At 62.0% G+C, this 18,809-nt stretch carries 20 protein-coding genes; 12 read left to right on the forward strand and 8 right to left on the reverse strand.

Annotated features, from left to right (window positions below; all coding sequences use genetic code 11):
* Positions 1-17 precede the first annotated feature (17 nt).
* The gene (locus HNP73_RS23855) at positions 18-824 is read left to right on the forward strand and encodes an HNH endonuclease (RefSeq protein ID WP_184145966.1); all 807 of its coding nucleotides are present in this window, start codon (positions 18-20) and stop codon (positions 822-824) included.
* Positions 825-839: 15 nt separating this feature from the next.
* On the opposite strand, the gene HNP73_RS00110 is transcribed toward HNP73_RS23855, so the two are convergent.
* Genes HNP73_RS00110 through HNP73_RS00120 form a run of 3 tightly spaced genes read right to left on the reverse strand, consistent with a single transcriptional unit; the run spans position 840 to position 2,984 of the window.
* Positions 840-1,784, reverse strand: a complete 945-nt coding sequence (locus HNP73_RS00110) for a helix-turn-helix domain-containing protein (RefSeq protein ID WP_184145968.1) — start codon at positions 1,782-1,784, stop codon at positions 840-842.
* Positions 1,744-2,088: a hypothetical protein gene (locus HNP73_RS00115; protein WP_184145970.1), complete on the reverse strand. Its 345-nt coding sequence runs from the start codon at positions 2,086-2,088 to the stop codon at positions 1,744-1,746. The genes HNP73_RS00110 and HNP73_RS00115 overlap by 41 nt, the downstream gene beginning before the upstream one ends.
* A gap of 8 nt (positions 2,089-2,096) precedes the next feature.
* Positions 2,097-2,984, reverse strand: coding sequence for a hypothetical protein (locus HNP73_RS00120; protein WP_184145972.1), 888 nt, complete (start codon positions 2,982-2,984; stop codon positions 2,097-2,099).
* 338 nt (positions 2,985-3,322) lie between these two features.
* Here HNP73_RS00120 and HNP73_RS00125 point away from each other — a divergent pair, with 338 nt between their 5' ends.
* The 3 genes from HNP73_RS00125 (at position 3,323) to HNP73_RS00135 (ending at position 7,407) form a co-directional block, all read left to right on the forward strand.
* Positions 3,323-3,778, forward strand: a complete 456-nt coding sequence (locus tag HNP73_RS00125) for a DUF2924 domain-containing protein (protein WP_184145975.1) — start codon at positions 3,323-3,325, stop codon at positions 3,776-3,778.
* The gene (locus tag HNP73_RS00130; RefSeq protein WP_246399445.1) at positions 3,775-4,860 is read left to right on the forward strand and encodes a recombinase family protein; all 1,086 of its coding nucleotides are present in this window, start codon (positions 3,775-3,777) and stop codon (positions 4,858-4,860) included. Before HNP73_RS00125 ends, HNP73_RS00130 begins: the two co-directional genes overlap by 4 nt.
* Positions 4,861-6,246: 1,386 nt before the next feature.
* Positions 6,247-7,407, forward strand: a complete 1,161-nt coding sequence (locus tag HNP73_RS00135) for a DNA methyltransferase (protein ID WP_184145977.1) — start codon at positions 6,247-6,249, stop codon at positions 7,405-7,407.
* A gap of 6 nt (positions 7,408-7,413) precedes the next feature.
* On the opposite strand, the gene tcmP is transcribed toward HNP73_RS00135, so the two are convergent.
* The 4 genes from tcmP to HNP73_RS00155 all read right to left on the reverse strand — a co-directional run bounded on the left by tcmP (position 7,414) and on the right by HNP73_RS00155 (position 10,673).
* A complete protein-coding gene (gene tcmP, locus HNP73_RS00140; RefSeq protein ID WP_184145979.1) occupies positions 7,414-8,571 on the reverse strand; it encodes a three-Cys-motif partner protein TcmP in 1,158 nt (385 codons plus the stop codon).
* A complete protein-coding gene (locus tag HNP73_RS00145) occupies positions 8,571-9,374 on the reverse strand; it encodes a DUF5131 family protein (protein ID WP_343063162.1) in 804 nt (267 codons plus the stop codon). Before HNP73_RS00145 ends, tcmP begins: the two co-directional genes overlap by 1 nt.
* Positions 9,375-9,894: 520 nt before the next feature.
* Positions 9,895-10,236, reverse strand: a complete 342-nt coding sequence (locus HNP73_RS00150) for a YnfA family protein (RefSeq protein WP_244304760.1) — start codon at positions 10,234-10,236, stop codon at positions 9,895-9,897.
* The gene (locus tag HNP73_RS00155; protein WP_045681275.1) at positions 10,233-10,673 is read right to left on the reverse strand and encodes a MerR family transcriptional regulator; all 441 of its coding nucleotides are present in this window, start codon (positions 10,671-10,673) and stop codon (positions 10,233-10,235) included. The genes HNP73_RS00150 and HNP73_RS00155 overlap by 4 nt, the downstream gene beginning before the upstream one ends.
* Positions 10,674-10,765: 92 nt before the next feature.
* Between HNP73_RS00155 and HNP73_RS00160 the strand changes: the two genes are divergently transcribed.
* The gene (locus HNP73_RS00160) at positions 10,766-12,997 is read left to right on the forward strand and encodes a heavy metal translocating P-type ATPase (RefSeq protein WP_208997431.1); all 2,232 of its coding nucleotides are present in this window, start codon (positions 10,766-10,768) and stop codon (positions 12,995-12,997) included.
* Positions 12,998-13,227: 230 nt separating this feature from the next.
* The gene (locus HNP73_RS00165) at positions 13,228-13,494 is read left to right on the forward strand and encodes an ion channel (RefSeq protein WP_123193413.1); all 267 of its coding nucleotides are present in this window, start codon (positions 13,228-13,230) and stop codon (positions 13,492-13,494) included.
* Between the two features lie 53 nt (positions 13,495-13,547).
* Here the strand turns inward: HNP73_RS00165 and HNP73_RS00170 are convergent, their stop codons facing one another.
* Positions 13,548-13,982, reverse strand: a complete 435-nt coding sequence (locus HNP73_RS00170) for a c-type cytochrome (RefSeq protein WP_123193412.1) — start codon at positions 13,980-13,982, stop codon at positions 13,548-13,550.
* 108 nt (positions 13,983-14,090) lie between these two features.
* Between HNP73_RS00170 and HNP73_RS00175 the strand changes: the two genes are divergently transcribed.
* From HNP73_RS00175 to HNP73_RS00195, 6 genes are all read left to right on the forward strand, one after another.
* Positions 14,091-14,489 (forward strand): hypothetical protein, encoded by a 399-nt coding sequence (locus HNP73_RS00175; RefSeq protein ID WP_045681279.1) that lies wholly within the window; start codon positions 14,091-14,093, stop codon positions 14,487-14,489.
* A 72-nt stretch (positions 14,490-14,561) separates the two neighbouring features.
* Positions 14,562-16,115, forward strand: a complete 1,554-nt coding sequence (locus HNP73_RS00180; protein WP_062563567.1) for a multicopper oxidase family protein — start codon at positions 14,562-14,564, stop codon at positions 16,113-16,115.
* Positions 16,116-16,235: 120 nt separating this feature from the next.
* The gene (locus HNP73_RS23555) at positions 16,236-16,364 is read left to right on the forward strand and encodes a hypothetical protein (RefSeq protein ID WP_264224588.1); all 129 of its coding nucleotides are present in this window, start codon (positions 16,236-16,238) and stop codon (positions 16,362-16,364) included.
* Positions 16,365-16,380: 16 nt separating this feature from the next.
* Positions 16,381-16,767, forward strand: coding sequence for a DUF302 domain-containing protein (locus tag HNP73_RS00185; RefSeq protein ID WP_045681285.1), 387 nt, complete (start codon positions 16,381-16,383; stop codon positions 16,765-16,767).
* A gap of 1 nt (position 16,768) precedes the next feature.
* Positions 16,769-17,443: a TVP38/TMEM64 family protein gene (locus tag HNP73_RS00190; RefSeq protein ID WP_045681287.1), complete on the forward strand. Its 675-nt coding sequence runs from the start codon at positions 16,769-16,771 to the stop codon at positions 17,441-17,443.
* Positions 17,440-18,750, forward strand: coding sequence for an APC family permease (locus HNP73_RS00195; protein ID WP_045681289.1), 1,311 nt, complete (start codon positions 17,440-17,442; stop codon positions 18,748-18,750). The genes HNP73_RS00190 and HNP73_RS00195 overlap by 4 nt, the downstream gene beginning before the upstream one ends.
* Positions 18,751-18,809 lie beyond the last annotated feature (59 nt).

An 18,809-nucleotide genomic window follows, 5' to 3' on the forward strand; every position in this document is an offset into this window, starting at 1 on the left:
AGAAGTTCTATTGAGCGGTGAAAACGACATACTTGCTGGCGCGCGTAGAAAACTTTTCCCGCTTTGACGGGGAGAACTTATCCGCAGATCCAGTCATGGGCTACGGGCGAAGCGGCAAGGTCCCCCATGAAATCCATAACTTCTCGGTCGCATCAGATGGGTTCATTTATGGCTACCTTCCGAAAGAAGGTGGAGGGGACTTAAGCAGGCTGGGTGGCAATAGAGGCGACGCGGAAGTCTCCAACGTCACAGTAATATTCATCAGTAGCGGTGTGTTGTGCGGATATTACAGGAATGCGACCGTCTTTTCGCACCCGATTAGGCACCCTGATAACCTGGAAGCCGGTAGTTCGCCGATCTATTGCAGAGTGAAGGTGCAGCCTGAAAATGCATTTTTGATCCCAGCGGGCGACAGACACGACGAGCTACAGCCTAGACCATCCGGCCAGTTTCCAGTTCTCTACGGGAACGAAGATTCTGCGTGGGTCGGTTGGTTTGAAGGTTTGGTCGCAGGAATTCAGAAAACATTCCGCAGTGAGAAAAAACGCAGGAAATGGACGAATAGTGTTGAGCGCAGCTCCAAGGCTCGAGCAATGGCGCTTCATAAATACGGCCTTAGATGTGAATGCTGCAAGATAACGCACACCGACAACGTTCGCGCGTCGATTTTTGAAGTTCATCACAAGGTACCATACGCGGAAAACTTCGAGACGCGGCAATTGAAGATATCCGATCTGGCAGTCCTTTGCGCAAATTGCCATCGAATGATCCACAGAATGCCGGATGTTTCCGATGTCAATGCTCTCAAAGCATATCTGAAGTAGGTGAACGGTACCGGTTCAGTCTTCAACAACGATGTCCGCAGCGACAACGCCTGGACGGTAGCCCCTTCCTCGGACAGTCATGATCAGGGCCTTGCTCTCGGCATCGGTGAACCCCGCAGCCTTAAACGCGTCGCGCAGCTCGCGGATTAGATCCTTGGCCTCGCGCGCCGTCGTGCCTTCGACATGGGATCCGGAGGCGACCTGATCGCGCGACAGCGCCTTTCCCAGGAGGCGCTCGAACACGGGGAAGATTTGACGCGACAGTGTGACGGAGCGACCGTCCCACTGAACCTCGGCCGTCGCTCTCCGCACGCGAAGTACAGGCGCCAGCGGGACCGGCGCCAGAGCCGCGACGTTGATCGCGATGCCATCCGAGGCGGGCATCAGCACTGCGAGGGTTTCGACCAGATGAAATCCCGCATCATGATGTCGCCGCGCGGCCTCCGCTGGCAACTCCGGTGCGAGGATCGTGATGTCCGAGCCCTGCGCGGCCTGGCGCAAAGTCGCGATGATGCCGTCGCCGGTCAGGGCTGCAGGCTCGAGCGCAAGAAACACTGCACGCCCCGATCGCGTATCGCCGAGCCGCCAGACCTTCTCCGCCGCCAGCTTCGGGGCCGCTGGGAATCCCGCCGCTGTGCCGATCATGGATACCAGCGCTTCACAACCAATGCGGAACACGCGCAAATCGTCCTCGCTGAGATCGACGTCGTTTCGGCGGTCGAGCGGACAATCAGCACGGTATCCATCACCCGCTTTCCGGATCGGCCGACAGGAAAGGCCGCACTCGCAGGCGTCGCAGACATCCCAATCGCCGAGCGGCGCCTGTTCGACGAGGACGCGCTTCGCCAGCAGCCGGTCGAAGGTGGTGCCGAAGAACGGCGTGGCAAGCTCGCCGGGCAGGATTGCGTCGTCGCCGGCCTCACTCAGCCGCGTCAACAACCTCAAAATCGTCTCGGTCATTCATCAGCCCGTTCCGTTCGATCAATGTCATCACGCGCGCCTCGTGCTGGGTGCGCCGGAACTGAACGACGCCGGGTGGCCGCAGCTTCACCGTCACCTGCGGCTGACGCTTGCCGTCGCCCTTGAACAGGATCCGGAACACGATCTCGCCGAGCCGCCAGGCGCCGCTGAAGGAAACCGGCGTGCTGCCGAAATGCCGGAGCGCATCGCCGCCGAGATCCCGCGACCGCAACGTGCGCACCACGCGCGGATATCCCTTCTTGCCCGGCGCCATCAGGTCAGCCGCCGCCTCGATGATCAGCACCTTGTCGATCAGCGGATCGTAGCCGCGTCGAAGGCGAAACTCGGTCCCGCGAGTTCGATCGGACGCAGGGTGTAAAGGTCCTGCGCGTCGTCCCCGTCGAAAAAGCCGGGCTTCTCCAGAACGATCGACGCGAAGAGTTCAGCGATCTCGGGCTGATGCGCCTTCCGGACGCGTGCCAGCCTCAGCATGCCGGTATTTTCGGAATAGCGCAGAACCGCCTGCGAGATTTGCCGCACGCTGATGACACGCTCCTGCTGGCCTTCGACAACGGGCATGGTCGAAACCATGGAGCCATGGCTGACCACAAGATTGATCTCGTCATCGTCTATGTAGTCGCCGACCCGGCAATAATCGCCAAGGAAGGCATCGCGGAAAAGCTCCGCTACTGCCGACCGAAATGCCTCTACCTTCTCCGCGGTCAGATCGATGGCGATACCACGCTCCCGACCGGCGTATTCGTGAAGGCGATCCGCGGTCAGCATCGCCTTGTGATCGGCGGCCGCGTCGAACAGATCAGGGTGCTCGAGGAAGACCCGGACCGCGATATGCTTCGGGTCATGCGCCTTGTTCGGGGCGTCCTTGTCGCCGGTCTTCATTTCGGGGAAGAGGTTGATGCCTTGCCGATCGGCCTGCGTCTGGATGATCTCGAGACCGCGAGCGTCGCCCAGTTCGGCGATCCGGTGCAGGTCGGCGCGAAGGCCCTCAGGGTAGCTGTCCTCACTGCCGGTCAGAAGCGACTCCAGCGCGGTACGGGCCGAGTCCTCCTCCTGATCCAAGAGATCGACGGAAAAGCCTTTGCACTCGCCCTCGTGTCGCGCGAGCAGGGCCTTCATTAGGATCAGGTCCACGGTCTTGATGAACCGGGGATTCACGAACTTCTTCAAATTGCCGGCCACGGCGAATCCCCTTTCATGTCTGGATGGACGTTCCTTTTATGTTCTTTTCTGAGGTCGTTCAACCTCCGCGTGATTAGCTGGGACGGATTCTGACCGAGGTGAGTAGAGGCTGAAGGAGACGACCGCTCCGAGGCCCGCATGAAACGCCCCAATCCACTGCCACCCGATCAGATGACGCCCGCCGAGCGACGCGCCGAATTGTGCAGGTTGCTCGCCCTCGGGCTGGTCCGGCTGATGCAGCGCGATCAGCGCTAACCTTCTGACGAGACTGGAGAAATTCGCCTGCACTATCCGGCCGACCAATGCCGTCATGCAACCCGGAAGCCAACGGAGACCGCATGACGATGCACGACCCAATCCCCGCGCGCCTGGTCGCGCTGAAGACTACGCCGACACCAGACCTGAAGAAGCAGTGGCGCGATCTGTTCGACAGCGAACCGCCGCCGTTCAACCGGCGCTACCTTGAATCCCGCCTGGCCTACCGCATTCAGGAACTCGCCTATGGCGGGCTGAAGCCCGAGACCGTCCGGCGGCTGGAACAGCTGGGTGAAGAACTGGACGGTGGCGACAAGAAAAAGCGCGGAATGCGCCTCGACCGCGACCGCCCCATCACTGGCACGCGGCTGCTGCGCGAGTGGCAGGGGGACGAGTACGTCGTCACCGTGACCGCCGATGGCTTCGAGTGGCAGGGGCGGCCCTACAAGTCCTTGTCGGCCATCGCCCGCGCCATCACCGGCACGCGCTGGAACGGCTGGGTATTCTTCGGCCTCAAGAATCACAGGGGGCGGACATGACGAAGCCTGTCGTCCGCAAACTGCGTTGCGCAGTCTACACCCGGAAATCTTCCGAGGAAGGGCTGGAGCAGGAATTCAACAGCCTCCACGCCCAGCGTGAGGCCTGCGAGGCCTACATCGCCAGCCAGCGATCTGAGGGCTGGGTGCTGGTCCGCGATCAATATGACGACGGCGGCATCTCGGGCGGCACGCTGGAGCGGCCCGGCCTCAAGCGCATGATGGCCGACATCGAGGACGGGCTCGTCGACGTGGTGGTGGTCTACAAGATCGACCGCCTCAGCCGCTCGCTGGCGGATTTCGCCAAGCTGGTCGAGGTGTTCGACCGGAACGGCGTGACCTTCGTCTCGGTAACCCAATCCTTCAACACCACCACGTCGATGGGGCGGCTGACGCTGAACATCCTGCTCTCCTTCGCCCAGTTCGAGCGCGAGGTGACGGCCGAGCGCATCCGCGACAAGGTCGCCGCCAGCCGCAAGAAAGGCATGTGGATGGGTGGGGTGCCGCCCTTCGGCTACCGGGTGGAAAACCGCAAGCTGCTCGTCGACGAGGACACCGCCGCGTATGTGCGCTGGATCTTCGCCCGGTTTCTCGAGATCGGGTCCTGCACCGAACTGGCGCGGGAGGTCGGTGCGCGCGGCATCCGGACGCCGCGCGGCAACCGGATCGACAAGAAGTATCTGTACCGCATGATGAACAACCGCGCCTACATCGGCGAGGCGGTCCACAAGGGCGACAGCTACCCCGGCGAGCACGACGCGATCATCGACCGCGGGACTTGGGACAAGGTTCACGCCATCCTGCAGGAGAGCCCCCGCAAGCGCGCCGCACTCACCCGCGCCGAGACTCCCGCGCTACTGAAGGGTCTCTCAAGAACCTTTTCGCCGAACCCAGCGGACTGGCGTCAATTGACATGGCTATGGGATACGCGATCCCAGAAGCAATTATGCGTCAAGCGCGTAGCGAAATATCTCTTGATGCAGGGCGATCTACGTCCTCGCTTTTGGCCTCTACGCTCGATCTATATGTTGCTCCGCAGTTTCAAGGGCGCGCAGACAAGCATGAAAGCCTACTTTCTCTTGTGAGCCGTTATCTTACCGAAGCGGAACAGAAGACGTTTGCCTCCCGTCTCGCGGTTTGGACAGGTTTTGTTGAGTGATTGCCCGAGACCAATGGCACGCCTTTGTAACGGATCCCGCTCGTGCGGGTCGCCATCTATCAAACTTGGGAACCTCTGTCGGCCATTCGACTACCGCGCCAGTTGATCCGTCAGTCCTCGAAGAGTTTCTTCGACGCTTGGCGAACAGTGAGGCTAGTGTTGAACTGATAGCCAGCATCGTAGATTTGACATCACGAGAGTACGTCGAGTTCTGCACGCGACACCTTCCGCCACTACTAGACTCACTAGCGAATGAAAAGGTAGGTGAGTTGGCCGTCGTTGGGCCGATGCTTCGCGGAAATACGCGTTGGGACCTAACAGCAGTCGGCAGAACGTCCGGACGAATTCTGCCAACGCAGTTCATCACCAGATTGCCGCAACGGAGCTTTGTGCTACCAGAAAACGCGCTTGTCCGGTGGTTAGTTGATGACCTGTCGCGAACGGTCAAATTTGTTGAGAACTCGATTGGATCCAAAGCTTTGTTGCCGCAGCTTTCGATTATTCGTGAGGGCTGCGAAGAGGCTATGCGGCATCAGTGGTTTCGCGAGGTACCACCGCCGCGCTCCCTTGATGCTTCGATGCGGCTGGCTGCGCAGCGCCAGCGATTGCCGGCGTATCGGCTGGCATCCGGACTTGCGACACGCCGACTGCGATACTCATCCAAAGACCGCACGAGCCGTTGGCGTCACATCCTTGAGCTCTTAGCGGTCAGCTGGCTCGCACCTGTCAGTGACGATGACCTTTTTGAATTGTTCGCCCTCGTCATGGTCCTTGATCTCCTAGAGAACGAACTCGGGCTTGGATCTCCGACTCAATACGGCCTCGCTGCTCCAGGCCGCAACCATATTGCGCTTTTCGATACGGCCTCCGGTAGTGTCCGAGTCTATTTCGACCAATCGCCGGTATCTGTGCTCGGCTGCAGATCATATCAGCTTGAGATAATAGACGCGCACGATGGCGTTCGCGGTGTCGGGCGGCGACCAGACCTTATGCTAGTTCATGAGGGTCCTTCATCTCGTCACGTGATGTTTGTCGAAGTCAAGAAGACTGCAGACGGTTCCTACATTAGTGACAGTGTTTACAAAGCATTGGGTTACATTTCAGATTTCCGCGACCTTTGGGCGGTTGGCTCGAAGAACCCCAAAATAGCTGTCTTGTTTCCAGAAGGGATCGCGCCGAGGGACCCATCAGCTATCGACAGTCAAGAGGTTGTCTTGTCCTCGGCTTTCGATCGAACAAGCCTTGCATCTGCGCTCAGATCGGGACTGTCTCTCTAGGCAACGTCGGCAAAATCGATGACCATTGACTATCAATGGGTATCTATGACAAGACGGTGACGGGAAGACTTGCCGACTTGGAGTGCCGTATGCTTGAGCGATTTTTCACCCTGCAAGAGCTTGAAGAGACATTGAAACTCTCTCTATCGACTTTGCGCCGCGCGGTCAAAACTGGCGAGTTGCAGCATGTAAGGGTCGGGAAGAAGGGGCAAATAAGGGTTTCCGAGGCTTCCGTTCAAGCATATCTCGCCAAGTCGAAAACAACGCCTGATGCCCAGAGCATTGCTCTTTCGCCGGCTGATCGCGAGTGCAAGAACGCTTCCGACTCATCTGTACGCACCCTTGCCGGGCGCGTCGGCGAGAAGCAGAGCTACAAGATCTTGAATGCCGACGTCTCCGTCGGCCTCAGATCCCTTCCATCGAACTTCGTACACACCGCTGTGACGTCTCCGGCGTACTTTTGGCAGCGCGACTATGAGTGCGAAGGTCAGATCGGGCATGAAGCGACAATCGAAGAGTATGTTCAGGCCTTGGTAGAGCCATTCAAGGAGTTGAAACGCGTTCTTAGACCGGACGGAGTCTTTTTCCTGAACATCGGCGATGCCTACTACAATGCGAAAGGCAGGCCCCACGGTCGGGATCGAAAAAACTCTGGTCGGCAGCTTGCGCGCGAGAAACTACGCGCGGTGGATGGCCCCGGCTTGGGGCTGCCAAGGAAGTCCTTAATTGGGCTTCCTTGGCGAGTTGCCACCGCCATGCAGTCCACTGGCTGGACATTACGAAGTGCCGTGATTTGGGAGCGCCCCGGAAGTCTTGGAGAGCCAACGGCCCATGATAGACCTCACCGGACGTACGAGAATGTTTTCATTTTCTCCAAGGGACCAAAGTACTACTTCAATAGGGCAGTGCTTGGAGGAGAGGAGGACATTTGGCGAATTGCCGCCCGCCCAGAGAATCCACATAGCCATTGCGCTCCCTTTCCAACTGAGTTGGTTGATCGTTGCCTCGCCTGTGGCTGCCCAGAAGAGGGTACAGTGCTTGATCCCTTCTTGGGGTCAGGCACGACGGCAATATCCGCGCTTCGCTCAGGCAGGAGCGTAGTCGGTATCGAACTGAATTCGAAGTATTGCTCAGAGGCCGAACAACGTATTGGCGCGGAATTCGTGACGTCTGAGAGGGCGAGTTCAGCCGCGTGATTGCTGTCAGTCCCTCTCAGAAGCGATAGTCGGGGCCCAGAGCTTCGTCTCAGGGCTCGGCGTTCGTTTGCCATTTGGAAGGTCGAAACGAAGCAAGCCGGTCTTTCGGCTGGTCGCCGCAATTTTGTTGAGATGGGTGGTGCGTACAGGCACTTGCTCCATCACCGCGCTGGCAAGTGTCCCGAACGCGATCCCCGGTCTCTGCGACACGGTGTGCAGCAGGAGTTCGGTCGCCCAGCCTACGTGGGCAGAGCATCCGACTCCGTCGCGGTCGGTCTCGAACGCAATGATCTGGTCCTCGGGAAACAACTGGGATTGCCCGCTTTCCTCCGTCTTTATGGCGTGGCGCGTGCGGACGGCTTCCTTCTCCACCTTTTCTTGGACGGTCCGGAAGACCTCGACCCCAAACCCGCTGTGGGTGCCAAGGATCAGCCGCATCTTAATCCGATCCTCGCGCGGCTTTCGGATCGCCATATCGGTCAGGTAGGTGGCGACCCGCGCCTCTTTCATCTTGGCCTTCAGTAGCTGCAGGATCTTGGCCTCGTTGGAGCCCTCCGGCATTGCCTCGAAGGTGTCCTTCCACGCAGGGTCGGCTAAGAAACGGCCAACAGATGCTGCAACGCCTTCCCAGCCAGCGTGCCGGTTCACCTCTTCGGCCATGAAGTTGAACAGGAATTCGCCGCTCAGGCTCCGCAGGAAATCAAAAACCTTGGCGGATTCAACGTTCCAGCCGGTGGGGTCGATGAACGTAAAGGTGAAACCGTCGCGGCAGGCAGCGCGTATGCCGTCGAGGTTGTCTTCGAACGGACCCGAGAACACCTGAATGTCGAACTCCGGCTTCGCGGCCGCGAATTCCCGCAACTTCGCGACAGAGGCAGGATTCCGTTCGCAAAACCGGAAACGGACCTTGAGACCGGGACGACCCATCTCGAGCAGCGAGCGACGCACCGTCTCCAGCGTTTCGATGGCCTGTGAGAACGAGGCGTCAGAGTATCTGTTGGTGTCCGAGACGCGCCAGGGGCCCGCGAACGCGTCCACAAAGTTGAAGATCGGCGATCTGCCTTGGAACAGCTTGTAGGCCGCGGATTCCAGATACTTATTTAGAAACAGATGCTTGATGAAGGACTGCTCGCGCCCGTGGTAGTCTTCTATCTTTGGCGCCATCACGCATCCTTGGGCTGTAGGGCGCGAAGGATCGGTTCGGGAACGATCTTCCAGGGAAACCCATTCCACTCTTCGCCGTCGAGAAGGCGGCCACCGGATTTCGGTCTTGCACCACCCCATTGCTTGAAAAAGAACGCTACGCCGTCACGGTCGCAAATGTCCCGGAGTTGACGGGCCCAGCCCTCCTCCATCGGTCGAGCGCGAGGCCCGCTCTCTCCTCCAACGATAGCCCATGCCATACCTTCCAGGTCCACGTTCCCGATTGGGCCAAGCAGTGGTTCGAACGAGATGAAGCGTGCATCGGAATTGATCTGCTTCAAGTGCTCGATCCTGCTGGTATGTGCGGCATCCTCGACCGAGACACCGAGCCAAATATGGCGCGGGACCGGCCCGCCCTGATAGCGACCGCGGACATAGTTGCGCATGAGGGAGCTGCGCTTGGTCAGGACTTGGTAGACATGCCAGTCGGCCTGCTCCATGGCGTCGAAGACCTTGTCGACAAAGGATCGGTCGATGTCCTTGTGGAACAGGTCGCTCATTGAATTCACGAAGATCATCCGCGGCTTCTTCCAGAGCGAGGGCTGTTTCAGCCTCGTCGGCCAGAGCGTCAGGTCAAATCCTTGCTCATAAGGGTGGCTCGGAATACCCCGCCAGCGCTCTGCAAAGCGCTCAGCGTAGCAGTTGTCACATCCCGGGCCGACCTTGGTGCAGCCGGTCACTGGGTTCCATGTCGCGTCCGTCCATTCGATCTCTGATTTCTGGGCCAACTGCTCGCCTCGCTTTTTGCTGATGGTAGCACGCACTTGACTCGGCACAAAGCAGGAACGCGCGCCTGACTTCGATCGCTAGTGGGATGCGGCGCGCTTGTGCCGACGACTAATCCGTTCGATCTCCGTTCCCTCCGCCAGTCGGATGGACTTTCCAACATGAACGCTTTCCTGGATGCAAAAATCCACATGAAAGCAGAGACTTGAGGCTATTTACCGGATCGGGCGCGGTTAACAGGTCCGGAGAATATCGGCCCGGAGAGAACGCGTGTGCGCCGTTCGGGACGTGGGCCGGTTAACAGCCCCTCTCGCATAACCCTCGAATACAACGGAAAAATCCGGCCGCAGCCGGATCGGGAGAACGCTTTCGCGAGGGTAAGTGGCGGAGGGGATGGGTCTGACGTCCAACCTTCTCCAGTATAAGTCATTGATTTTATTTGATGCGCACAGCTGCTACGCTGGAAGAGCGGGAGTCCGTCCGCAAAGGTTGGCTCTATCGTGATGTCGGCAACGATGAGCGGCAGTCGGCTGCCTTGATCTTGGAGAGCACCCCCGATCATCCACCAGCCGCCCTCGGCGCCAACAGGATGACGGCCGCACCGGCGAGGCAGATTGCGGCACCTGTCAGGTCCCAAGTGTCCGGGCGCTGCTTCTCGATGAGCCACAGCCAGAGGAGCGAGGCTGCGATATAGACCCCGCCATAAGCTGCGTAGGCCCGCCCCGCAAAATCGGAGGGGGCAAGGGTCAGGAGCCAAGCGAAGACGGCCAGGCTCAGGAGGCCGGGGACCAGCCAGAGCGCGCTCGCGCCTTGCCGCATCCATGCCCAGACCGCAAAGCAGCCCGCAATCTCGGCCAGAGCGGCACCGATGTAGATGGCGAGGGTGCCGGGTGCTTTCACGATGCCGCCTCGCTCTCCGGATGCTGGTGATCGGTTGCGCATAGCGAATGGTCGCCCAGAACTTCAATGACCCGGCAATCGGCAATCCGACCGCCTGCACATTGCACGACCATGCGCTCAAGTTCGCCTTTCAGCGCAGTCAGGCGCGCAAGGCGGCTTTCAACCTCGGCCAGCTGCGCCCTGGCGATGACATCGGCGGCTGCGCAGGATTGATCGGGTCTGTCAGAGAGACTCAGAAGGTCTCGGATAGCGTCCAGCGGAAAACCGAGCTCCCGCGCATGGCGGATGAAGGCTAGCCGATCCAGTGCCGACTGCCCATAGAGCCGCTGGTTCCCGGCACTGCGATCTGGCTCCGGCAGGAGCCCGATCTGCTCGTAGTAGCGGATCGTCGGAACCTTCACGCCGGCCGCTTCGCCCAATTTTCCGATGGTGAGCATCAGATTTCCTCTTGAAGCTATAGCTACTAGAGACCTTAGGTTCCCGACTCAGCAAATACAATGTTGCCCGCTGGGCGGGTTGGAAGGGCGTGATGACGGCGAACGACAGTGCAACCTACGAATGGACGGTTTCCGGGATGGACTGTGCGTCGTGCGCCGGCAAGGTCCGGGGTGCGGTCGAACGCCTGCCTGGCGTGAGCGACGTCGATGTGGCGCTAATGACCGAGCGGCTTCGGCTGACTCTGGATGAAGGGCAGACCCCTCGCAACCAGATCGAAGCAATCGTCAAGCGGCTCGGCTACGGGATCGCGGCGAAAGGATCGAGCCCCGATCGGAAAGGCTTCGTGCTGCCGGACGATGAGCAAGCGTCCCGTGCGGACGGCTCGCGAGATGCCGCAGGACTCGAGCCCAACGCTGGATCGACAGGGCCCGAGAGCGGTCCCGGGCCCGGTTCGCGTTGGTATCAGACCGCGAAGGGCAGACTGGTGATCGGCACCGGTCTCCTCCTCGCGGCGGCATGGGCCGTGAAACTGCTCGCCTCCCAGGATGTGGCAACGTGGGCATTCATCCTCGCGACGCTCATTGGTGTCGCCCCTATCGCACGCCGCGCCGTCGCGTCCGCCAGAGCGGGGATGCCGTTCACGATCGAGATGCTGATGACAATCGCCGCCAGCGGCGCGCTCGTCATCGACGCCGCCGAGGAAGCGGCGCTCGTCGTCTTCCTCTTCGCCGTCGGGGAGGTTCTCGAAGGTGTTGCGGCGAACAAGGCCCGCGACGGGATCCGGGCGCTCGCTCGTCTGGTACCGAAGACCGCGATCCTGGAGATCGGCGGCCGGACTCGGGTGATACCAGCCGACCAGCTGCAGGTGGACCAGATCGTTCTGGTGCGCCCGGGAGACCGGGTCCCGGCAGATGGCGAAGTTATCGAGGGCACCTCGGGCGTCGATGAGAGCGCCGTCACGGGCGAGAGTGTGCCGAAGCTGAAGGAACCCGGTGCCTCCGTCTTTGCCGGCTCCATCAATTCCGAGGCGGCGCTGCGTGTTCGGGTCACCAAGTCGGCCGAGGACAACACCATTGCCCGTATCATCCGGCTGGTCGAGGAAGCGGAAAGCGCCCGGGCCCCGACCGAGCGCTTCATCGACCGTTTCAGCCGCATCTACATGCCGGCCGTCGTCGGAGTTGCGGTGCTGGTGGCCATCGTCCCGCCCCTCGCGTTCGGGCAAGGCTGGGATACGTGGATCTACCGGGCGCTCGCGCTTCTCCTGATCGGATGCCCCTGCGCGCTGGTGATCTCGGTACCGGCTTCCATCGCCTCTGCGCTTTCTTCAGGCGCGCGTCGCGGGCTGCTGATGAAAGGAGGCGCCGTGATCGAGGCCGCGGCGGCCACCACGCATGTCGCATTCGACAAGACCGGAACCCTGACCCACGGACGGCCGCGCGTCACGGACGTGGTGCCGATCTCGGGATCGGAGACAGAGGTGCTGGCGCTGGCTGCCGCCGTCGAAGCGGGGTCGAGCCATCCTCTGGCGGAGGCGATCCTGTCCCGCGCGGAAGCTGCGGGAGCGCCGTTCCTGGCCGCGACCGCCGCCAAAGCGCTTCCGGGCAAAGGGGCCGAAGCAGTCGTTGAGGGTGAAACCGCCTGGGTGGGCTCTCCACGGTTCGCCGGGGAGCGCGGTGTGTTGGACGACCACGCGCTCCGGGCGGTGGTCGGCATGGAAGATGAAGGCAAGACAGTCGTCGCGGTCTTCCGCCGGAGCCAGTTGGTCGGACTCGTAGCGCTCCGGGACGAACCCCGAGAGGATGCCGCCCGCGCGGTGCAGCAACTCAAGGCGCTTGGCATCGCGTCTGTGATGCTGACCGGCGACAACCGGCGCACGGCAGCAGCCATTTCCGCTGGGCTGGGCATTGACCATCGCGCCGAATTGATGCCCGAAGGCAAGGTCGCCGCGATCCGTGAGATGACCGCCAGAGACCGCGTGATGATGGTGGGCGACGGCATCAACGATGCCCCTGCGCTCGCCACCGCCCACATCGGAGTTGCCATGGGCTCCGGAACGGACGTCGCGCTTGAAACCGCCGACGCCGCGATCCTGCGCAATCGCGTGACCGATGTGGCCGGCAAGATTCGCCTTGCTCGCGCAGCCATGGCGAACATCAGGCAAAATGTGGCGATCGCGCTCGGCCTTAAGGCGGTGTTTCTGGTGACGACGATCCTCGGCATTACCGGGCTGTGGATCGCGATCCTTGCAGATACCGGCGCGACGGTGCTCGTCACACTGAACGCGCTGCGGCTTCTTGCGTTTGATCCGGAACGTGAGGCCTGAGATCAGATCATCGGCAGGGCGATGGTTCCGCTGCCATGCCGCAGGGCCGAGCGCTGAGAACATAAACCTCGGGGTACTGTTCCGCCGCGAGTGCTCAACATGCTGCAACTGGAATCGGGCTTCTGCTCGGTTTCGCGCTGGTGGCCGCCATCTGGTCGCGCACCACTACGGGGCTATTGGCCGTCCGGGGCGTGAAGCCGAACTCGAAAGAGAGACCGCAGGCGGCGATCATGGTGGCGTTCGTCGGGCTGCTCGCGCTCCACACGATTGAAATCCTGGCTTTCGCCGCAGTCTACAGGGCGCTGCAGGGCTGGGGCGTGGGAGGCTTCGACGGCAGCTACGACCCATGCTGGAGCGGCCTGATCTACTTCTCCGGCGTCAACTTCGCCACGCTCGGGTACACGCAGATCGAGGCAACCGGGCCGATACGGATGGTCAACATGATGCAGTCGCTCGGCGGCTTCATGGTGCTGACCTGGTCGGCGACGTTCCTCTAACTCGGTCTGCGAACTGGCCTGGCGCGAGTAGCAGCCGACGACCATGGGGAATGTCAGTTTGCCTCCGACACCCTCTCTTGGTATCGGCGCTCGCGCTCTGGCCATGTGCTCTTGATGTAGTCGAGAACGGCGCGGATGTCCGCGTCGCTCAGCACGTCTGCGAAGCCGGGCATGTCGCTCTCGTATCCGCCGCCGACCACGGCGGCGGTGCCTTCCCTAACGATGCGGAACAGGACATCGTCAGGATGGTGCCAGGTGTGGCCGCTGGCGTCGTGGGGTGGCGCCGGCAACCGGCCGGACGGAAGCGGCGAGCGCCAGCCCGGCTGGCCCTCCAGTTCCGCGCCGTGGCAGGCGGCGCACTGATCCGCATAGATCTGGCGTCCTTGCGCGATGATGTCCGCCGACGCCACGGCGGTGGATGCGGTACCGGCATAACGCCAGCCAGCAAAGACCGCGAGGATCACACCTCCGACGACCAGACCGATCACGACAGTATTTCGGAGAGCTTTTTTCAAGACGTCTATCGCCGATCACTGCGGAATAACATTCGCGTTTGGTCGAGACCACGTTGTGCCAGCGGCGAGGCGCCTGCGACAATGGACATTCTCGTGAGCAATGCCTATCTTTGCAGCATGCTCGAACGTGTCGTCACCATGCTTGCCATACTCGCGATCACCGTGGTGACGACGGTGACCTCCGCGCATGCGACACGCATGAGCATGAATTCCGGTGTGGATCACGCGATGCATGTCGCCGACATGATGCACTCTCCGGTCATTTCGGGCTTCGACTGTGACGCTGGAGAGCACTGTGGATCGGCCGATGCCGAGATGTGCGAGTTCGTATGCGCAGGCCTCTCTGCCTTCCTGACGTCGGCAGGCGAGGAAGCCGGGCACGCCTACGGCGCCGCCAGTCATGACGTCCCGTCCGCGGCAATCCACGTCAGCCGTGCGCCGGGACTGAACGAACGACCTCCCAAGCTCCGTCTCCTCTGAGCGCGCCCGGGCAGACGCCCGAGGCGCCCCATCGGTATTGATGAACGGGACGGAAGTCCCGAGGAGACGACCATGAACATGCTTTCTCGACGCGGCTTTCTTGCCGCAAGTGCGGCCGCCATTGGCGCTGCACACTTGCCCCGCATCGCCTTCGCGCAAGGGGTGGCGCCGATCAGCCTCTCCGCTGCGACGCGCACGCTCGACATCGACGGTCGCGCTGCCACGGTCTTCGGGCTTGCCGGCCCCGGCGGTCAGGGACTGATCCTCGACCCCGGCCAGAGGTTCCGGGTCGATCTGACCAACGACCTGGACGTCGGTACCATCATCCACTGGCACGGACAGATCCCGCCCAACGCGCAGGACGGTGTGCCGGACATGCCGATGCCCCTCCTCGCACCGGGTGAAACCCGATCCTACGACTTCGAGGCACGGCCCGGCACGCACTGGATGCACAGCCATGTGCCCACCCAGGAGATGCAGCTGCTCGCCGCGCCGCTGATCGTGCGCTCGGCCGAGGACGTTGCTGCCGACCGGCAAGACGTCGTGATGTTCCTTCATGACTTCTCCTTCAAGGCCCCCGAGGAGGTTCTGGCCGAGATCGGCGCAGGTCATGGCGGCGGGCACGGCGCGGGCCATGGTGCCGGTGCATTGCCCGATCAGGGCGCTCCCATGGGAGGCATGGGGGCGATGCAGGGCATGGATCACGGGGCCATGGGCCATGGCGCCACGGGCGGCATGCCGATGGGCAACATGCCCCGAATGGGCGGGATGATGGGTATGGGCGGCCAGATGGGCGGCATGGCCATGGACCTGAACGACTATGACTGGGACGCCTATCTCGCCAATGACCGGACCCTGTCGGACCCGGAGGTGGTCCAGGTCGAGCGCGGTGGCCGTATCCGGCTTCGGGTCATCAACGCCGCTGCGGCGACGGTATTCTGGATCGAGACCGGCGGTGCCGAGGCGCGGCTGGTCGCGGTAGATGGGCACGCGGTCGAACCTCTCGCCGGCACGCGGTTCGGTCTGGCAATGGGCCAGCGTCTGGACATCGAGATCGACCTGCCGCACGAAGGCGGCGCCTGGCCGATCCTCGCCCTGCGCGAAGGCGCGCGCGAGCGCACCGGCCTGATCCTCGCCACGCAGGGTGCCGAAGTGCGGCGTCTCGATGCAATGGCGGATGCCGAAGCGCCCGCGTTCGACACCGATCTGGCGCAGGAGGCGCGCCTCATCGCGCTGGACGCTCTGCCGGATCGACCCGTGGACCGCAGCCAGATGCTGATGCTGGGCGGTTCGATGCAGCCGTACGTCTGGACGATAAACGGGGCAGTCTGGGGCCAGCACCAGCCGATCACCGCACGCAGCGGTGAGCGGGTCGTGCTGTCGTTCCACAACATGTCGATGATGGCGCACCCGATGCATCTGCACGGCCATGTGTTCCAGGTCGTCGGGCTGAACGGGCGTCGGGTCGCCGGTGCACTACGCGACACGGTTCACGTGCCACCGATGTCGATGGTCGATGTCGCCCTCGATGTCGGTGAGGCCGCCCGATGGATGCTGCATTGCCACCACATGCCGCACCTTACGACGGGGATGATGACCGAATTCGCGGTCACGGCGTCCGTCTGATCCCAGCGGGTCGTCCGGACATGGCGCCCCGCCCGGCACCGATCCTGGTCTGTCCTGCCCCATGTTGTCGTGAGGGCCGGCCAAAAGACGCACCCTGCGGGTAAAAATCAGGAGGATGAGATGATGAACTGGAACGACATGGGCCCCGGAATGGGTTTCGGAATGGGGTTTGGCTGGCTCTTCGGCCTGCTGATCCTCGTGCTGCTGGTTTTGGCCATAGCAGCGCTGATCAAGTATCTTCGGAAATAGAAAAAAGGAGTTGGCAATGACCTACACGATCAATCGAATGTTCCCCGACGCCGGTATCGACGACGTCGACGCTCGCGCGCGGAAGGCCCTCACCGACCACGGCTTCGGCATCCTGACCGAGATCGACGTCAAGGCGACGATGAAGAAGAAGCTAGATGTCGAGATGCCCGCCTACCGCATCCTCGGCGCCTGCAACCCCAAGATGGCGCATCAGGCCATCGGGATCGAACCGCGCGTCGGTGCGATGCTGCCATGCAACGTCATCCTGCGCGAGGTCGACGGTGGCGTGGAAGTCAGCGCCATCGATCCTGTGGCGTCGATGCAGGCGATTGAGAACGCCGAACTGACGGCCGTGGCGGGCGAGGTGCGCGACCTCCTGGCGAAGGCCGTCGCGGCGGTCTGAGATGAGCCTGCGCGTCACCATTCTCGCGGGCCTTGCGATCCTCGGCATCGGACTGCTCGCTGTCTGGCAGTTCGCGCCTTCGGTGTTCGCCGAGGCGCGCAGCCTCCTGGAGCCCGAGCGTCTGGAAACGCTGGTGGCGCGTGCGGGTCTCTGGGGGCCGGTCCTGATCGTCACGCTTATGACCATCGCGGTCGTGGCCAGCCCAATCCCGAGTGCACCCATCGCACTGGCGGCCGGAGCGGCCTACGGACATCTCTGGGGGACCGTGCAGGTCGTCATCGGCGCCGAGCTCGGGGCGCTGATCGCCTTCGGTCTCGCACGGGTTCTGGGGCATGACGTCCTGCGGCGGGTGTTCGGGGACCGCGTCGATGCCGGGCTGCTCGGCTCGCAGAACGCGTTGACGGCGACGGTTCTTGCCAGCCGCCTGATGCCCTTCGTGTCCTTCGACATGATCAGCTACGCGGCCGGACTGAGCCGATTGCACGCCTGGCGTTTCGCCTTGGCAACACTGGCGGGGATCATTCCGGCAAGCTTCCTGCTGGCCCATTTCGGCGGCGAGGCGGTGAGCGGAGATCTGGGCCGGGCGACATGGGCAGTACTTGGCCTCGGCCTCTTGACGGGCCTGCCACTGCTTTGGGTAGCCATGCGGCAAAAGCCTGAAAAGGGAAATCCATGACCGGAAGCGAGTACCAGAAGAACAGCATCACCCTTTCCGGTGCGGTAGCCATGGGCACCGGCGTGATGATCGGCGCGGGCATCTTCGCGCTGACCGGCCAGATCGCCGAACTCGCCGGGCCTCTCTTCCCGCTCTCGTTCGTGGTCGGCGCCATCGTGACCGCCTTCAGCGCCTACACCTATATCAAGATGTCGAACGCATACCCGTCTGCGGGCGGCATCGGGATGATCCTGAAGAAAGCCTACGGACCGACGACGGTCGCGGCGGGCGCAGCTCTCCTGATGGCGCTGTCGATGGTCATCAACGAAAGCCTCGTCGCTCGCACCTTCGGAACCTACACCCTGCGAGCCTTCGGCGGCGATCCGGACAGCATTCTCGTGCCGGTCCTCGGCGTGGGGCTGATCGTCTTCGCCTATCTCGTGAACGTCTCTGGCAACCGGTCGGTCGGGCTGCTGTCCATTATCATGGCCATTCTCAAGGTGGGCGGCATTGCGCTGTTCGGGGCGGCCGGTCTGTGGGCCAGCGGCATTTCGTTCGAAGCGTCGGGCGGAGATTTTCGTGCGGGTGGGTTCGTGGCGTCGGTCGCGCTGTCCATTCTCGCCTTCAAGGGGTTCACGACCATCACCAACAGCGGCGCCGAGGTGACCAATCCGCATCGGAACGTGGGCCGGGCCATAGTCCTGTCCATCGCCATCTGCGTCGTCGTCTACCTGCTGGTCGCATTCGCGGTCGGCTCCAGCCTGCCGCTCGATCGCATCGTGGCGGCGAAGGACTACGCGCTGGCTGAAGCGGCCCAACCAGCCCTCGGGCAAACCGGCTTCTACCTGACGGTGGCGCTTGCGCTGGTGGCAACTGCCTCGGGCCTGATCGCCAGCGTGTTTGCCGTCTCGCGGATGCTGGCGATGCTGACGGACATGAAGATGATCCCGCACAGCCATTTCGGGATGCCAGGCACGATCAAGGACCACACACTCGTCTACACCGTCGTGATCGCAGGCTTCCTGACGGTCTTCTTCGACCTCAGCCGCATCGCCTCGCTCGGGGCCTTCTTCTATCTGGTGATGGACATGATCATCCATTTCGGCGTGTTCCGGCATCTGCGCGAAGAAATCGGCGCTCGGGGCTGGGTGTTGCTGACGGCAATCGCACTTGATGCCGTGGTGCTGGCCGCCTTCGCCGCGATGAAATGGCAGTCCGACCCCTTGATCGTCGTCCTGGGTGCGATCGGCATGGCGCTGGTGTTCCTGTTCGTCGGAATCTTCCTCGCACGGAATCCCGCCCTGGAAGGCGCTCACGACCACCATTGAAAAGAGCTTGAGCTTCCAACGGCTGGAAGCGGCAAGCTGAAACAAGAGATCGAAAGGCT

The sequence above is a fragment of the Amaricoccus macauensis genome (assembly GCF_014201905.1).
Classification (GTDB): domain Bacteria; phylum Pseudomonadota; class Alphaproteobacteria; order Rhodobacterales; family Rhodobacteraceae; genus Amaricoccus; species Amaricoccus macauensis.

Coding starts and splice junctions, on each gene's coding strand:
- HNP73_RS00165 (WP_123193413.1), top strand. CDS start 13,228: ATGGTGGCGTTCGTCGGGCTGCTCGCGCTCCACACGATTGAAATCCTG.
- HNP73_RS00195 (WP_045681289.1), top strand. CDS start 17,440: ATGACCGGAAGCGAGTACCAGAAGAACAGCATCACCCTTTCCGGTGCG.
- HNP73_RS00160 (WP_208997431.1), top strand. CDS start 10,766: ATGACGGCGAACGACAGTGCAACCTACGAATGGACGGTTTCCGGGATG.
- HNP73_RS00175 (WP_045681279.1), top strand. CDS start 14,091: ATGGACATTCTCGTGAGCAATGCCTATCTTTGCAGCATGCTCGAACGT.
- tcmP (WP_184145979.1), bottom strand. CDS start 8,571: ATGGCGCCAAAGATAGAAGACTACCACGGGCGCGAGCAGTCCTTCATC.
- HNP73_RS00135 (WP_184145977.1), top strand. CDS start 6,247: ATGGGTATCTATGACAAGACGGTGACGGGAAGACTTGCCGACTTGGAG.
- HNP73_RS00130 (WP_246399445.1), top strand. CDS start 3,775: ATGACGAAGCCTGTCGTCCGCAAACTGCGTTGCGCAGTCTACACCCGG.
- HNP73_RS00185 (WP_045681285.1), top strand. CDS start 16,381: ATGACCTACACGATCAATCGAATGTTCCCCGACGCCGGTATCGACGAC.
- HNP73_RS00125 (WP_184145975.1), top strand. CDS start 3,323: ATGACGATGCACGACCCAATCCCCGCGCGCCTGGTCGCGCTGAAGACT.
- HNP73_RS00190 (WP_045681287.1), top strand. CDS start 16,769: ATGAGCCTGCGCGTCACCATTCTCGCGGGCCTTGCGATCCTCGGCATC.
- HNP73_RS00180 (WP_062563567.1), top strand. CDS start 14,562: ATGAACATGCTTTCTCGACGCGGCTTTCTTGCCGCAAGTGCGGCCGCC.
- HNP73_RS00155 (WP_045681275.1), bottom strand. CDS start 10,673: ATGCTCACCATCGGAAAATTGGGCGAAGCGGCCGGCGTGAAGGTTCCG.
- HNP73_RS23555 (WP_264224588.1), top strand. CDS start 16,236: ATGATGAACTGGAACGACATGGGCCCCGGAATGGGTTTCGGAATGGGG.
- HNP73_RS00110 (WP_184145968.1), bottom strand. CDS start 1,784: ATGACCGAGACGATTTTGAGGTTGTTGACGCGGCTGAGTGAGGCCGGC.